This is a genomic window from Aurantiacibacter gangjinensis (genome assembly GCF_001886695.1).
Lineage (GTDB): Bacteria > Pseudomonadota > Alphaproteobacteria > Sphingomonadales > Sphingomonadaceae > Alteraurantiacibacter > Alteraurantiacibacter gangjinensis.
Window position 1 is genome coordinate 1676891 of the sequence record NZ_CP018097.1, and the last position, 13759, is coordinate 1690649.

17 protein-coding genes and 1 tRNA gene are annotated in these 13759 nt (G+C 63.9%); 11 read left to right on the plus strand and 7 right to left on the minus strand.

Annotated elements, in window-relative coordinates:
* Positions 1–89: 89 nt before the first annotated feature.
* Positions 90–293, plus strand: coding sequence for a dodecin family protein (locus BMF35_RS08195; RefSeq protein ID WP_047005525.1), 204 nt, complete (start codon positions 90–92; stop codon positions 291–293).
* On the opposite strand, the gene gloB is transcribed toward BMF35_RS08195, so the two are convergent.
* The 3 genes from gloB to rpsA form a co-directional block, all read right to left on the minus strand.
* Positions 290–1048 (minus strand): hydroxyacylglutathione hydrolase, encoded by a 759-nt coding sequence (gloB, locus tag BMF35_RS08200; RefSeq protein WP_047005526.1) that lies wholly within the window; start codon positions 1046–1048, stop codon positions 290–292. The two genes, BMF35_RS08195 and gloB, sit on opposite strands and share 4 nt — an antisense overlap.
* On the minus strand, positions 1045–1446 hold the full coding sequence (locus BMF35_RS08205; RefSeq protein WP_047006442.1) for a GFA family protein: 402 nt from the start codon (positions 1444–1446) through the stop codon (positions 1045–1047). Before BMF35_RS08205 ends, gloB begins: the two co-directional genes overlap by 4 nt.
* Before the next feature lie 186 nt (positions 1447–1632).
* Positions 1633–3339 carry a 30S ribosomal protein S1 gene (gene rpsA / locus BMF35_RS08210; RefSeq protein ID WP_047005527.1) on the minus strand — a complete coding sequence of 569 codons (1707 nt, stop codon included), beginning with the start codon at positions 3337–3339 and terminating at the stop codon, positions 1633–1635.
* Positions 3340–3776: 437 nt separating this feature from the next.
* On the opposite strand from rpsA, the gene BMF35_RS08215 reads away from it, so the two are divergent.
* A complete protein-coding gene (locus BMF35_RS08215; protein WP_047005528.1) occupies positions 3777–4301 on the plus strand; it encodes an Mpo1 family 2-hydroxy fatty acid dioxygenase in 525 nt (174 codons plus the stop codon).
* A gap of 114 nt (positions 4302–4415) precedes the next feature.
* On the opposite strand, the gene cmk is transcribed toward BMF35_RS08215, so the two are convergent.
* The 4 genes from cmk to aroA all read right to left on the minus strand — a co-directional run bounded on the left by cmk (position 4416) and on the right by aroA (position 7756).
* Complete coding sequence (gene cmk, locus BMF35_RS08220; RefSeq protein WP_047005529.1) at positions 4416–5048, minus strand: (d)CMP kinase; 633 nt, start codon at positions 5046–5048, stop codon at positions 4416–4418.
* Entirely contained in the window at positions 5045–6037 is a 993-nt protein-coding gene (locus BMF35_RS08225; protein ID WP_047006443.1) for an alpha/beta fold hydrolase, read from the minus strand. Before BMF35_RS08225 ends, cmk begins: the two co-directional genes overlap by 4 nt.
* Entirely contained in the window at positions 6034–6303 is a 270-nt protein-coding gene (locus BMF35_RS08230) for a CBU_0592 family membrane protein (protein ID WP_047005530.1), read from the minus strand. Before BMF35_RS08230 ends, BMF35_RS08225 begins: the two co-directional genes overlap by 4 nt.
* A gap of 115 nt (positions 6304–6418) precedes the next feature.
* Positions 6419–7756 (minus strand): 3-phosphoshikimate 1-carboxyvinyltransferase, encoded by a 1338-nt coding sequence (aroA, locus tag BMF35_RS08235; protein ID WP_047006444.1) that lies wholly within the window; start codon positions 7754–7756, stop codon positions 6419–6421.
* A gap of 152 nt (positions 7757–7908) precedes the next feature.
* Between aroA and BMF35_RS08240 the strand changes: the two genes are divergently transcribed.
* From BMF35_RS08240 to BMF35_RS13615, 9 genes are all read left to right on the plus strand, one after another.
* Positions 7909–8235, plus strand: coding sequence for a TIGR02300 family protein (locus BMF35_RS08240; RefSeq protein ID WP_047005531.1), 327 nt, complete (start codon positions 7909–7911; stop codon positions 8233–8235).
* A 316-nt stretch (positions 8236–8551) separates the two neighbouring features.
* Positions 8552–8627, plus strand: a tRNA-Ala gene (locus tag BMF35_RS08245).
* A gap of 340 nt (positions 8628–8967) precedes the next feature.
* Positions 8968–10446, plus strand: a complete 1479-nt coding sequence (ffh, locus tag BMF35_RS08250) for a signal recognition particle protein (RefSeq protein WP_047006445.1) — start codon at positions 8968–8970, stop codon at positions 10444–10446.
* A gap of 37 nt (positions 10447–10483) precedes the next feature.
* The gene (gene rpsP, locus BMF35_RS08255; RefSeq protein WP_047005532.1) at positions 10484–11026 is read left to right on the plus strand and encodes a 30S ribosomal protein S16; all 543 of its coding nucleotides are present in this window, start codon (positions 10484–10486) and stop codon (positions 11024–11026) included.
* Positions 11027–11140: 114 nt separating this feature from the next.
* The gene (gene rimM, locus BMF35_RS08260; RefSeq protein ID WP_047005533.1) at positions 11141–11650 is read left to right on the plus strand and encodes a ribosome maturation factor RimM; all 510 of its coding nucleotides are present in this window, start codon (positions 11141–11143) and stop codon (positions 11648–11650) included.
* 64 nt (positions 11651–11714) lie between these two features.
* Complete coding sequence (locus BMF35_RS08265) at positions 11715–12062, plus strand: hypothetical protein (RefSeq protein WP_047005534.1); 348 nt, start codon at positions 11715–11717, stop codon at positions 12060–12062.
* A 3-nt stretch (positions 12063–12065) separates the two neighbouring features.
* Positions 12066–12398 carry a hypothetical protein gene (locus tag BMF35_RS08270; protein WP_047005535.1) on the plus strand — a complete coding sequence of 111 codons (333 nt, stop codon included), beginning with the start codon at positions 12066–12068 and terminating at the stop codon, positions 12396–12398.
* Between the two features lie 42 nt (positions 12399–12440).
* Positions 12441–13400 carry a carbon-nitrogen hydrolase family protein gene (locus tag BMF35_RS08275; RefSeq protein ID WP_047005536.1) on the plus strand — a complete coding sequence of 320 codons (960 nt, stop codon included), beginning with the start codon at positions 12441–12443 and terminating at the stop codon, positions 13398–13400.
* A complete protein-coding gene (locus BMF35_RS13615; protein ID WP_156172025.1) occupies positions 13393–13752 on the plus strand; it encodes a hypothetical protein in 360 nt (119 codons plus the stop codon). The genes BMF35_RS08275 and BMF35_RS13615 overlap by 8 nt, the downstream gene beginning before the upstream one ends.
* The last annotated feature ends 7 nt before the right edge of the window (positions 13753–13759 follow it).

Consider the following 13759-nt stretch of genomic DNA (forward strand, 5'->3'; position numbering starts at 1 on the left):
CTCACAGCCCGGCGCGTTCGCCCGGCTCTTTTGGAACATCGGCGGCTTCCAACCCTTGGTTGCATGACGCACATCAAGGGAGAACCGTCATGTCCATTGCCAAGGTTACCGAAGTCATTTCCTCCTCCACCGTGGGTATCGAGGATGCCGTGAAGCAGGGCGTGACGCGCGCTTCGAAAACGCTGAGCGGCATTACCGGCGTCTGGGTAAGCGACATCAAGTGCACGGTGAACGACAACGCCATTACCGAATGGCGCTGCACGCTGAAAATTACCTTCGTCCTGAACGACTAGAACGCATCCTTTGCGGCACGCAGGGCGGCGAATGTCTCATGCGGGGCTTCGCCGCCCCACCGTGCCTGCATTTCGGGCGTATCGGCGCGGAGAAACGGATTGGCATCCAACTCCCGCTCCAGCGTGGTGGGAACGGTCGGCTCGCCGCGCCCACGCATATCCGTCACCCAGTCCGCATATTCGCGCAAGGCTGCATTGTCCGGATCGGCATGGAGCGCGAATTTCGCATTCGCTTCAGTGTATTCATGCGCGCAGAGCAGCACGGTTTCGGGCGGTAGCGCCTTGATGCGTTGAAGGCTCGTCCAGAACTGCTCGGGCGTGCCTTCGAACATCCGCCCGCAGCCGAGCGCAAACACGCTATCGCCCACGAAAGCGAGCGCCTTTTCGGACAGGTGATAGGCGATGTGGCCCTTCGTGTGCCCGCCTACATCGATGATCCGCGCGCGGTGCTCGCCTAGTTTCACGACATCGTCATGGCTCACGACGCGGTCGATGGGCGCGATACGCTCCACCTCCTGCGGGGCGACGATAGTGCAGCCGGTCGCGTTCTTGATCTTAAGATTTCCGCCCGCGTGATCGGGATGCCAGTGCGTGTTCCAGATCTGCGTGATTGTGAGGCCGCGCTCTTCGGCCTGTTTCAGGATTTCGTCCGCATCGGGCGTGTCGATGCAGGCGACCTCGCCGCTATCGGTATCATGCAGCAGGAAACCGTAATTGTCGGAGAGGCAGGGAAATTGGTGGACCGAAAGCGTCATCGTCCATCCCTTCCGCGCGCAAAGTGACTTTCGGCAGCCGACATGTCGACCCACGGGTGCCGACAGTCCTCGAACACAGAGCGTGCGGGCGGCGCGCTGTCGTGCCCTTCATGCGCACCGACAGCGATTCCTATTCCGCCCGGGTGCTTCGCCGTGGTGAGCCATAGCGGCGTGCCGCAGGTCGGGCAGAACCCGTGTGTCAACTCGTCGCCGCTATCGGCGATGCGAGTGTATTCGGCCGCCTCGCCGGATACGCTTACCTGGTCGACCGTGTAGTAGATCATCATGCCGAAGGGCGATCCGGTGCGACGCTGGCAGGCCTTGCAATGGCACAGCACGCCGGTGCCTTCGCCGCTTATGTCCGCAGTCAGCGATCCGCATTGGCAGTGTGCTTTCATGGCCGCCATTTTACACGAGGCGCGAATGTAGGAAAGGCCCGCCTGCCGGGATGGCAAACGGGCCTTTCGCTATCACGTCATCCCAGCGTAAGCTGGGATCGTCGTAGGATCGGCATGAGATCCCCGCTTTCGCGAGGATGACGGTGCGGTAGGCGCGCCGCTACGCAGCGCGCCAACCTGTTACCGTCACTTCTTCTCGTCTTCGCCCTTGAGGGCTGCGCCGAGAATGTCGCCCAGCGATGCGCCGGAATCGGCCGAACCGTACTGTTCCACAGCCTGCTTCTCTTCGGCGATCTGATAGGCCTTGATCGAGAAGTTGGGCTTCTTGGAACGGTCGAAACCGGTGACCATTGCATCCACCTTCTGGCCGGTCTGGAAGCGATCGGGACGCTGTTCGTCGCGGTCGCGGCCCAGGTCCGAGCGCTTGATGAAGCCGGTCGCGCCATCATCGCCCACCTGCACTTCGAGGCCGCCATCGCGGACTTCGAGCACGGTAACGGTGACGACTTCGCCGCGGCGCAGCGAGCCGGCAGGGCCGCCTTCTGCGGGCGCACCCTTTTCAAGCTGCTTCATGCCGAGGCTGATGCGCTCCTTGTCGGTGTCGACATCGAGAACGACGGCTTCGACTTCCTCACCCTTGCGGTGCAGGGCGAGGGCGTCTTCACCCGAAATGCCCCAAGCGATGTCGGACATGTGGACCATGCCGTCCACATCGCCCGGCAGGCCGATGAACAGGCCGAACTCGGTGGCGTTCTTGACTTCGCCCTGCACGGTGGAGCCCACCGGATGCTTCTCGGCGAACTCTTCCCACGGATTGCGCTGGGCCTGCTTGAGGCCGAGGCTGATGCGACGCTTCTCGCTGTCCACTTCCAGCACCATCACTTCGACTTCCTGCGAAGTCGAGACGATCTTGCCCGGGTGGACGTTCTTCTTGGTCCAGCTCATTTCGGAAACGTGGACCAGGCCTTCGATGCCCGGCTCCAGCTCCACGAAAGCGCCGTATTCGGTGATGTTGGTCACCTGGCCGGAGACCTTCGCACCCACGGGATACTTGGCGCCGACGCCTTCCCACGGATCGCTTTCCAGCTGCTTCATGCCCAGCGAAATGCGCTGCGTTTCGGCATTGATGCGGATGATCTGCACGGTCACGGTCTGGCCGATCTCGATCACTTCGCTGGGGTGGTTGACGCGCTTGTAGCTCATGTCGGTGACATGCAGCAGGCCGTCGATACCGCCCAGGTCCACGAAGGCACCGTAATCGGTGATGTTCTTCACCACGCCATCGGTGATCTGGCCCTCGGCCAGCTTGTCGATCAGCTCGCTGCGCTGTTCGGCGCGGGTTTCTTCCAGCACGGCACGGCGCGAAACGACAATATTGCCGCGGCGACGGTCCATCTTGAGGATCTGGAAGGGCTGCGGCACGTCCATCAGCGGGGCGACATCGCGCACGGGGCGGATGTCCACCTGGCTGCCGGGCAGGAAGGCAACGGCGCCGTCGAGATCGACGGTGAAGCCGCCCTTCACGCGGCCGAAGATGCGGCCTTCGACGCGCTTACCTTCGCCATATTCGCTTTCCAGCTTGTCCCAGGCGGCTTCGCGGCGAGCGCGGTCGCGGCTGAGCATGGCCTCGCCATCGGCGTTCTCGACACGGTCAACGAAGACTTCGACTTCGCTGCCCACTTCGAGATTGTGGTCGTCCTCGCCACGTTCGAATTCTTTGAGATTGACGCGGCCTTCGCTCTTCAGGCCGACATCGATGATCGCCATGCCGTTTTCGATGGCAGTGACGGTGCCCTTGACGACGCGGCCTTCGAAGCCGCCCTCGGCACCGCCGAGCTGTTCGTCGAGCATTGCCGCGAAATCGTCGCGGCTGGGATTGGCAGAAGTTGCCATAGTGGTGAGTTTCCTCAGTTCATGTTTGCTACCGGCCACGGGTTTTTCCCGGGTCTTGGTCCGCCTCCTTCGCACTATTGCAAAGGCGTACGGGGCAAGAGGCCGACGTCCACGCGGGGCCGGATGCCACCGTGCGGGTTTCTTCCATCGGGAGATGTGAAGGAACGGGCGCGCGACTAGGCGAAATCGCGTGCGAAGGCAAGCGAATTGCGCCCGGCGAACCGGGGCTGAGCGGCGCGCGGCGAAGGTGACAAAGGTGACACGGCGAAGCGCCCCTCAACGAAGCCTTTCCTGGCAGTTTCCTGCGGGTTTGCGGCGCGCCGTGCGAAGTTGACACTTGGTCGGAGAAAACAGGACAATCGAATGCAGTCATGGCGATCTTCCTGCCAGACGCTTTTGTCTGTAGGACAGGGGCAGCGAATGAGAGGAGACCGGGCATGACGGCGCTTGCCGAGACGCTTGCCGGATATGGCGAATATCACCGCGACCATCGCAATGTGCTGACCCATGCGGTGGGCGTACCGATGATCGTGCTCGCGCTGGACGTGCTGCTGGCGCGGCCCGTCTTTACCATGCCCTTGCTGGGCGTGGAGCTGACGCCGGCCATTATTGTGAGCGCATTGGCGGCTGTCTGGTACCTGCAACTCGACCTCAAGGCGGGCTTGCTGATGACGGTCCTGCTGGCGGTGTTCGTGGCACTTGGCGCGCAGATTGCGGCGATCTCCACGCTGGCATGGCTGGGCGGCGGGATCGCGCTGTTCGTGGTCGGCTGGGCCTTCCAGTTTATCGGCCACCACTGGGAGGGCCGCAAGCCTGCTTTCGTGGACGATCTGCGCGGCCTGCTGCATGGCCCGCTCTTCATGGCCTATGAGGGCCTATGGGCGCTGGGACTGGCGAAAGGCACGAAGCGCGAGGTGGATGCGCTGTATGGCTCCAGCGAGAATAGACTCCGCTCATCCTGAGCCGGTCGCGCTGCGCACCCTCTTCGGTTTCCGAAGGGCGACTAACTCGCGCGCTGCCATTTCGTACTTCGACAAGCTCAGCACGAACGATGTGGTGCGGGACTCAGCGAACCATTATCGCGGCGACCGCCCCGTCACCTGCACCACAACCGCAATCGCCTGCGCGATGGCATCGTCCTTACCCAATTCGGTCGTGTCGAGCACGAAGGCATCCTTGGCGATGGCGAGCGGGGCATCCTTGCGGCCCTTGTCGCGTTCGTCGCGGGCTTCCAGCTGGTCGACGAGGTCGCGCAAAGGCACTTCGCGGCCCAGGTCGCGCATTTCGCGAAAGCGGCGCTCTGCGCGCGCGGCGGTGCTGGCTGTGACGTAGAGCTTCACCTCGGCTTCCGGCGCGATCACCGTTCCAATATCGCGCCCGTCCAACACGGCTCCGCCCGCCTGCGTCGCAAAAGCGCGCTGGCGTTCGAACAGCGCCTCGCGCACCTGCGGATGCACGCTCACCTTGCTGGCCAGCCCGCCGACGGCCTCGCTGCGCAATTCGGTATTCGCCAGCAGGCTGTCGTGGAAACCGCACGCGGCGAGCGCATCCTCGGCATTGTCGGGATCGCCGCCATTCAGCTTGGTCTGCCAGCCGACCGCGCGATAGAGCAGGCCGGTGTCCAGATGCGGCAGGCCGAAATGCGCGGCCAGCGCCTTGGCAATCGTGCCTTTGCCCGAAGCTGTGGGGCCGTCGACGGCAATAATCATTCAGGATCCTTTCGGGATAACCAACCGCGCAGGATGGCTTCCGTTTCCAGCGGGCGTTCGGAGAGAAACGCATGGCTGCCGCCCGGAACGACGGCGAATTCCGCGCCGGGGGTGAGGGTGAGGAAGTCATGCACGGTGTCGATGCGCGCCTCGTCATACTGACCGATCATAAATAGCACGCGGCTCCCATCGACGCGCGAGAGCAGCGGCGTGCCGTCATAGCCGACCAGCGATCCGCGCGCGGAGAACTCGCTGGGCCCCCACATGGCGTTGTAGAGCGTCTCGTTCCATCCGCGCCCGCCATAGGCCTCGCGATAGGCGCGCGCTTGGGGAGATGGCAAGGGGCGGTCCGGGCGACCGTTATAGGCGCGATAGAACGCAGCGGTGGCGGTGCTGCATGTTTCCGCAGGGGGCGGGGCCCTCGCGGTTTCACAGGCGATCAGGTCCGCCTGCACATGGTCCGGCAGTTCGCGGATCAGCAGGTTCGTGCCCATGATCCAGTGCGGGGTGGAGATGTAGGTGCCGCCCAGCACGGCAGAGGCGGTGTGGTCGGGATAGGCCGCGGCATATTCCAGCGCCAGCGCAGCGCCCCAGCTATGGCCGACGACATGCCAGCGTTCGATGCCCAGCGCCTGCCGGATGGCTTCCAACTCGCTTACGAAGCGCTCGACGCGCCAGTTGGCCGGGTCTTCGGGCCGGTCCGACATGCCGGAATCGAGCTGGTCATAAAGAATGACGGCGCGCTCATCGGCAAGGCTGATGAGGTTGCCGAACCCCATATGCGTGCCGCCGGGGCCGCCATGGATGAAGATCGCGGGCTCGGCTTCGGCGTCGAGATCGCCATTGACCCGCACCCACACCTCGCCGCCCTCGACCGCGACGCGCAGTTCCTGCTCCGGCGCGGACCAGTCGAGTTCGTCGGCTTGTTGCGCGGCGGCCGGGGTGGCGCCAAAGGAGGCGAGGGCGAGCGTGGCTGCGATCAGTCTCATGCGGCGGTGTCCTTCTTGCGGCGCGCGATCCATGCCTTGCCAAGGCCCCAAAGCGCAATCGCGGCCCAGAACCCTTCGAGCACGAGGCTCGGGATGTTGGTGTGGACCAGCAGCGACACCGTCAGCAGCGCCGCGCCTGCCAGATTGGTGCCATGCAGGATGAAGGGGTTCGGCTCCTCCACCGCCGTGAGGTAGAAATACGCGCTCATGATGCAGGCCGTGCCGAGAAAGCCGATGAGGCTGTATATATCGAGCGGGGTGGTCATAACTTCGAACCCTTAGCGTCACCCCGGCCCCCGAGCCGGGGTCCAGCTTGTTCCGTCGCGACGAAGTAAAAAGCGGGACCCCGGATCAAGTCCGGGGTGACGTGAATGGAAAAGATCACCCCTGCGCTCCTTCCAGTAAATCCATGAATGTCGGGAAGCTCGTCGCGATCGGTGTGGTGTCGTCCACCTCCACGCCGTCGCTGCTGGCTAGCCCCGCCACGGCCATGCTCATGGCGATGCGGTGGTCGAGATGGGTGGTGACAGCGGCGCCATCGGGCGTGCCGGGCAGCGGATCGCCGCCGGTGCCGCGGATGATGAGGCCGTCCTCCCGCTCCTCGACCCGCGCCCCGGCCAGTGTGAGCGCATTGGCCATGGCGGTGATGCGGTCGCTTTCCTTGACGCGCAGCTCTTCCAGCCCTCGGGTCGTGGTGGTGCCGCTCGCCATGCTGGCGGCGATGAAGAGGATTGGAAATTCGTCCACCATCGCAGGCACGATGGCGGGGTCGACATCGACGCCTGTCAAAGCCGAGTGGCGCACATGCAAATCGGCCACCGGCTCGCCGCCGACTTCGCGCCGGTCCAGTTCCTCGATCTGCCCGCCCATGTCGCGCAGCACATCGAACAGCGCGGCGCGCGTGGGGTTGAGGCCGACATTCTCGATCACGAGATCGCTGCCTTCCACCAGCAGTGCCGCGACAGCGAAGAAGGCAGCGGAAGACGGGTCGCCGGGCACGGTGATTGTCTGGGGTTGCAAGTCAGCCTCGCCATGGACGGTGATAATCCTTGCGCCATTCTCCTCGCCCACCTCCAGCTTCGCGCCGAAGCCGCGCAGCATCCGTTCGGAATGGTCGCGTGTGGGCACCGGCTCGATCACGCGGGTAGTGCCGGCGGTGTTCAGCCCCGCCAGCAGCACGGCGCTTTTCACCTGCGCCGATGCGACCGGAAGGCGGTAGGTGATCGGCACGGCGGGGGAGATGCCGCGCGACAAGAGCGGCAAACGGTCGCCGTCGCGCGCTTCGTACGCCGCACCCATTTGCGAGAGCGGCGTGATGACACGCTGCATCGGGCGTTTGGACAGGCTCGCGTCGCCGACAAACGTCACATCGATCGGATGGCTGGCAACCAGGCCCATCAACAGCCGCGTGCTGGTGCCTGAATTGCCCATGTCGAGCGCGCTTTCGGGCTGCAGCAGGCTGCCGACGCCCACGCCGTGCACGCTCCACACGCCGTCCGGCCCGCGCTCCACGCTCGCGCCCATCGCCCGCATGGCGGCAGCGGTGGCCAGCACGTCTTCGCCTTCCAGCAGGCCCGACACGCGCGTTTCGCCCACGGCCAGCGCGCCCAGCATGATTGCGCGGTGACTGATCGATTTGTCGCCCGGCACGCGGATGCGACCCTTCAAGGGGCCATTGCCCGCGAAACGGTGCGGCGAGGGCGGGTTGGAATGGCTCAACGCGGTGCCTATCTGCTGCGGATGCAAGGCGAGCGCTTTGACACTCGCATGACCCTATGGCAAGGCGCGCCCGCTCGTGATTCTGCTATGGTGCGGGACACGCAATCTATTCCCCGGACGCACGATCCGGACGAGACTTAAGGACTTTGCAAATGGCCAAGGCTGAATGGGGCACCAAGCGCACCTGCCCGAAATGCGGGACGCGCTTTTACGATCTGGGCAAGGAAGACCCTGTCACCTGCATCGAATGCGGCAATGAATGGACGCCCGAGCCCGTGCTCAAGTCCAAGCAGCCCATCCCCTTCGACGAACAGGACGCGAAGAAGAAAGACGACAAGGAAGCCGATTCCGATCTGGCCGATGACGATCTGGAAGATATCGACGAGGACGACGATTCGCCCGACAACGATGTCGACCTGGGCGGCGATGACGACCTCGGCGTCGACACCGCCGACAAGGATGGCGAAGAGGATAGCTGAGTTTGTGTCGCGAAGCCGCATCCGCGGCTTCGTCCTCGCTAGACGCACTCCGCTACGCTGCGTGCCCGCTGCGGGCGGGCTTTGCCCTTTGTCGCTCGCTTTTGACGAGCGAATATGCACTGGTTTCCGTGTTGGCGGTGTATCGGTGTCTGAAAGGCACCGACAGCCCGCGACCGCGGGCCGCCCGGTAGGGCGAGCCAAGTGAGCGGATGCGAACGCCGGCTCTTGAGGCAAACAAAAATCCCTTGCCCTCCGCGCCGCGCGGGCATAAAGGGCCACTCCGCATCCCTTCGGGGGTGCGAAAATCGATGGTTACGGGGCCTTAGCTCAGCTGGGAGAGCGCAACACTGGCAGTGTTGAGGTCAGCGGTTCGATCCCGCTAGGCTCCACCATTGCATTGCCTTTCGGCCCAGGGCGGGCTGCAAATGGCGGATCGCTGCGCTTCCGGTGCTCACGGCCTTAATGGCCGCTCCGCTCCGGTTCTCGCACTCCACCATTTTCGCTTCCACCCTGAACCGAAATCCAACGCAATGGCATTCGGTAAACACCTCGTCATTGCGAGGAGCGAAGCGACGAAGCAATCCAGCTTCCCACTTCGCAAACTGAAAAAGCCGGTTCCGACTACGGGATCGCACGCTGGCCGACGAGGTTTCGTCCGCCGGCGTTTTTGGCATTTGGCGCATGGCTACCCATTTTGGGAACACCAAGCGCTGCAAAGGAGCAAAGACGCGCATGTTCGATACGCTGTCCGATCGCCTGAATTCCGTCTTCGACCGCCTGCGCGGTCGCGGGGCGCTGGGCGAGCAGGATGTGCGCGATGCCATGCGCGAGGTGCGCATTGCGCTGCTCGAAGCCGATGTCGCCCTGCCGGTCGCCCGCGATTTCATCGCCCGGGTTACGGAGCGCGCCGTCGGGCAGGAAGTGCTCAAGTCGGTCACGCCCGGCCAGCAGGTCATCAAGATCGTCAATGACGAGCTGGTCACCATGCTGGGCGGTGACGATGATGGCGCGGGCGCGGCGACGCCGCTCAATCTCGGCGTCAAGCCGCCGGCCGTCGTGATGATGGTCGGCCTGCAAGGCTCGGGCAAGACCACGAGCACTGCGAAGATCGCCAAGCTGCTGCGCGAGAAAGAGGGCAAGAAGGCCATGATGGCCTCGCTCGACGTCAATCGTCCGGCCGCACAGGAGCAGCTTGCGGTGCTGGGCGAGCAGGCCGAAGTCGCCACACTGCCAATCGTGCCGGGCCAGCAGCCCGTCGATATCGCCAAGCGCGCGCTGCAGGCCGCGCAGTTGCAGAATGTCGACGTGCTGCTGCTGGATACCGCTGGCCGCCTGCATGTCGATGAAGCGCTGATGGCCGAGATGAAGGCTGTCGCCTCGGTTTCTATGCCTGCCGAAGTACTACTGGTTGTCGACAGCCTGACCGGCCAGGACGCGGTCAATGTGGCGCAGAGCTTCACCGATGAAGTGCCGCTGACCGGCGTGGTGCTTACCCGTATGGATGGCGATGCGCGTGGAGGTGCTGCGCTTTCCATGCGTGCCGTAACCGGCAAGCCGATCAAGTTTGCCGGCACGGGCGAGAAGCTCGACGCGATCGAGCGCTTCCACCCCGCGCGCGTGGCCGACCGCATCCTCGGCATGGGCGATGTGGTGTCGCTGGTTGAGAAGGCTGCCGAGACGATCAAGGCCGAAGAGGCCGAAGAGCTCGCCAATCGCATGATGAAGGGCAAGTTCGACCTGAACGACCTTCGCAAGCAGTTGCAGCAGATGCAGAATATGGGCGGGCTGGGCATGCTGGCGGGCATGATGCCGGGCATGAAAAAGGCCAAGGCCGCGATGGCGGGCGCCGACATGGATGACCGCGTGCTTGTCCACATGGATGCCATCATCGGCTCGATGACCAAGAAGGAACGCGCCCATCCGCAGCTGCTCAACGCCAAGCGCAAGAAGCGCGTCGCGGCGGGCAGCGGGCGCAGCGTGCAGGAGGTCAACAAGATCCTCAAGATGCACCAGGAAATGGGCCGCGCAATGAAGCAGATCCGCAAGATGGGCGGGCTGAAAGGCCTCGCCGCCATGTTCGGCGGCGGCGGTATCGGTGGCGCGACACCGGGCGGGGCTCCGGGAGTTCCGGGCGGTGCGCCTGGCGGCATGCCGGGTCTTCCCGGCGGCCAGCTGCCGCCGGAAATGCAAGAATTTTTGAAGAAAAAGTAATCGAATTCAAGACTTAAGACTGGAAAGGTAATCTAACATGGCAATCGCACTTCGTCTCGCCCGTGGCGGCGCAAAGAAGCGTCCCTATTATCGCATCGTGGCTGCCGACAGCCGCCGTGCGCGTGACGGCAAGTATCTGGAGCAGCTGGGCACCTACAACCCGATGCTCGCCAAGGATGACGAGAACCGCGTCAACCTGAACGAAGACCGCATCCGCTACTGGCTGGGCGTCGGTGCCAAGCCGAGCGACCGCGTGCTGCGCTTCCTCGATGCTGCCGGCATCATGGAGCGTCCCGCTCGCAACAACCCGAAGAAGGCTGAGCCGGGCGAAGCCGCCAAGGAACGCGCCGAGGAAAAGGCCGCCAAGGAAGCCGAGAAGAAGGAAGCTGAAGAGGCTGCCAAGGCTGAAGCTGAAGAAGCCAAGAAGGCTGCCAAGGAAGCACCGGCCGAAGAGGCTCCCGCCGAGGAAGCTGCTGCCGAGGACACCGCTGCCGCTGAAGGCGAAGGCGCTGCAGCCGAAGCTGTGGAAACCGCTGACGAGGCCAAGGAAGAGGCCGCTGACGAGAAGTCGGAGGGCTGATCGCAGGCAAATCGCGCCGCCGTTTCCCGTTTGTCCTGAGCTTGTCGAAGGGCGAAATAGATACGGCGGCGCGAATTCGCACTTCGACAGGCTCAGTGCGAACGGATTGCCCTTATGGTTATTGATAAAAAACCCATCATCTTGGCCGCCATCACCGGCGCGCATGGGGTGACGGGCGAAGTGCGCCTCAAGCTCTTCGGCGACGGGCTCGCCTCGCTCAAACAGCACAAGAGTTTCAATGACGGCGCGCTCACGCCGAAAAAGCTGCGCGACGACAATAAAGGCGGCGCGATCGCCCGCTTTGCTGAGGCGCAGAACCGCAGCGAGGCGGATAAGCTGCGCGGTACCACGCTCACCGTCAGCCGCGACGCGCTCCCTGCGCTGGAGGATGGCGAGTATTACCACACCGACCTGATCGGCCTTGCCGCCGTCTCCACCGATGGCAGTGCACTGGGCGAAGTCACCGCCGTGCACAATTTCGGCGCGGGCGATGTGATCGAGATTACCCTGCCGCCGGTCGAGGGCAAGAAAGCGAAGACCTTCATGGTGCCGATGCGCGTGGAGGCGGTGCCGTCGTGGAATCATTCCACACTCACAGTGCATGAAGACTTTGCGGAACGCTGAGGTTCCGGTTTAGACCGAGCGGATCGAAGGCAAGCCTGCTGCAACCGGCAAGAGGTCATCCCGCATGGAATTCGTCATCCTTTTCATCCCCTTGCTGCTGGTGCTGGTCGTGCCCCAGCTGGTCGGCCGCGCATTGGGGCGTCGCGACAGCCGCATGAGCGCCATGCGCGGCGCGTTGCTGGCGGCTCTCCCTGCGCTCTTCCCTTTCCTCCTGCTCGGCCTGCTGATTGCCGCGTCCGACCAGCCGATGAACCTCTCGGTCTGCACGGCGCCGCTTTGCGATGCCGATACCGGCTGGTGGGAACTGCTCGCCGTACTGGCCGTGCCGTGCTTCATCATTGCCCTGCTCCTGGGCTGGTGGGGCTTTCGCATGGGCCGGCGCGAGCGTGACGAGGATGTGGTCGGAGGCTAGGTGATGGCGGGCTCCGTACTTGTCGGCGCGATCTTCCTGCTGTTCGGCGCGGTCATCCTGAACGGCTTTGCCGCAGGCGTGGCGGCTGCGCTTTACCTGCGGGATCCGAACCAGACGCGCGGCAGCCGCATCGCCTGGTCCGTCCTCATCAGTGGCATCGCTTTCATCTCTCTTTTCACCGGCGTCTTCCTTGTCGACCTGGCGGACGGGCCGGTGGTGAGCATGCTGGCGCTGCTGGTACTCGGCGCGATGGGCACGGTCGTCTCGCTGCCCGGCGCGATCATCATGTCGCGCAAGATCGAGGCCGTGTCGACCGTGGGGCGGACGTTCGATTAGCGCGCATTGCGCCGCGCCACGCGCCCGTTTAACGCAGCGCGCATGACCAAGCTCAACGTTGCCATCTGCCAAGCCGCACCCGTTCCGCTCGCCGTGTCGGACGGGATCGACAAGGCCGTGCGCCTCGCTACCGAAGCGGTGGAGGGCGGCGCGCAGCTTGTGGCCTTTGGCGAGACGTTTCTCGGCGGCTATCCGCTCTGGCTGGACGAAGCGCCCGGCGCGGCCCTGTGGGACCATCCCGGCACGCGCGCCATGCACCGCATCCTGCTGGAACAGGCCGTGGTGCCGGGTGACGAGCGGCTGCTGCCATTGCAGGAACTGTGCGACCGCACGGGCGCGGTCATCTCCATCGGCGCGCATGAGCGGGTGCGCCAGAGCCTCTACAACAACCAGATGACCTTCCGCCCCGGCCTGCCGGTGCTGGACCATCGCAAGCTGGTGCCCACCCATGGCGAGCGGCTGATCTGGATGCGCGGCGACGGCTCCACACTTGGCGTGCATCAAGCGGTCTGGGGCAGCGTCGGCAGCCTCATCTGTTGGGAACACTGGATGCCGCTCGCGCGCGCGGCGATGCACAATCTGGGCGAGAGCGTGCATGTCGCCTGCTGGCCGACCGTGCGCGAAAGCTATGCCATTGCGAGCCGCCACTACGCAATTGAAGGCCGCTGCTTCGTGCTGGCGGCGGGGCTGGTGCAGACGAAGGCGGATGTGTTCGACGGGCTGGAGCGGCTGGGCGAAAACAGTGGCGCGGCGAAGGAGTTGGTCGAGGCTATCGAAGCCGACGTGCTGAACCGTGGCGGCTCCCTGATCGCCGCGCCCGATGCCAGCGTGATCGCGCAGGCGGGCGAGGATGAGGAAACGCTGCTGGCCGAGCTGGACCTGTCAGCGCGCGATGAAGGGCTGACGAGTTTGGACACCGATGGGCATTATTCGCGGCCCGATGTGTTCGAGCTGAGCGTCGATACGCGGGCGAAGGATGGGGTACGGTGGGACATTGCCTGAATCGGCCATAATTCTACTTGTGCTAACCGGCGCAATTGCGCTGTCAGTTGTTGCAGTGCTGTGTGCAAACAACGTCGCAAGCAGACTCGCGCGGCAGACGAGTGGTTTCGAGTATTGGTCCATCAGCTTAGTTCCGCTGCCGACGATCTCCGTTCTGTACGGTTCATATGTGCTTCTATTCGCCTCCGACTGTGAACCAGTGCCGCCCGACTTGATCGTGTTCTGGCATCGCGACACGGTCTTCAACCGGTTTGAAACCGCCTTCTGGTTTTATCTTTTCTGGCCGCTTTATAGCTTGTGTATCGCCATTCCGACGTCGATGTGGTTCGCACGAAGAAAGCAGAAAAACTGATTTTCAC

Bases quoted from the DNA above. Each gene is read 5' to 3' on its own strand.
- BMF35_RS08195 (WP_047005525.1), top strand. From the start codon at position 90: ATGTCCATTGCCAAGGTTACCGAAGTCATTTCCTCCTCCACCGTGGGT.
- gloB (WP_047005526.1), bottom strand. From the start codon at position 1,048: ATGACGCTTTCGGTCCACCAATTTCCCTGCCTCTCCGACAATTACGGT.
- BMF35_RS08205 (WP_047006442.1), bottom strand. From the start codon at position 1,446: ATGAAAGCACACTGCCAATGCGGATCGCTGACTGCGGACATAAGCGGC.
- rpsA (WP_047005527.1), bottom strand. From the start codon at position 3,339: ATGGCAACTTCTGCCAATCCCAGCCGCGACGATTTCGCGGCAATGCTC.
- BMF35_RS08215 (WP_047005528.1), top strand. From the start codon at position 3,777: ATGACGGCGCTTGCCGAGACGCTTGCCGGATATGGCGAATATCACCGC.
- cmk (WP_047005529.1), bottom strand. From the start codon at position 5,048: ATGATTATTGCCGTCGACGGCCCCACAGCTTCGGGCAAAGGCACGATT.
- BMF35_RS08225 (WP_047006443.1), bottom strand. From the start codon at position 6,037: ATGAGACTGATCGCAGCCACGCTCGCCCTCGCCTCCTTTGGCGCCACC.
- BMF35_RS08230 (WP_047005530.1), bottom strand. From the start codon at position 6,303: ATGACCACCCCGCTCGATATATACAGCCTCATCGGCTTTCTCGGCACG.
- BMF35_RS08240 (WP_047005531.1), top strand. From the start codon at position 7,909: ATGGCCAAGGCTGAATGGGGCACCAAGCGCACCTGCCCGAAATGCGGG.
- ffh (WP_047006445.1), top strand. From the start codon at position 8,968: ATGTTCGATACGCTGTCCGATCGCCTGAATTCCGTCTTCGACCGCCTG.
- rpsP (WP_047005532.1), top strand. From the start codon at position 10,484: ATGGCAATCGCACTTCGTCTCGCCCGTGGCGGCGCAAAGAAGCGTCCC.
- rimM (WP_047005533.1), top strand. From the start codon at position 11,141: ATGGTTATTGATAAAAAACCCATCATCTTGGCCGCCATCACCGGCGCG.
- BMF35_RS08265 (WP_047005534.1), top strand. From the start codon at position 11,715: ATGGAATTCGTCATCCTTTTCATCCCCTTGCTGCTGGTGCTGGTCGTG.
- BMF35_RS08270 (WP_047005535.1), top strand. From the start codon at position 12,066: ATGGCGGGCTCCGTACTTGTCGGCGCGATCTTCCTGCTGTTCGGCGCG.
- BMF35_RS08275 (WP_047005536.1), top strand. From the start codon at position 12,441: ATGACCAAGCTCAACGTTGCCATCTGCCAAGCCGCACCCGTTCCGCTC.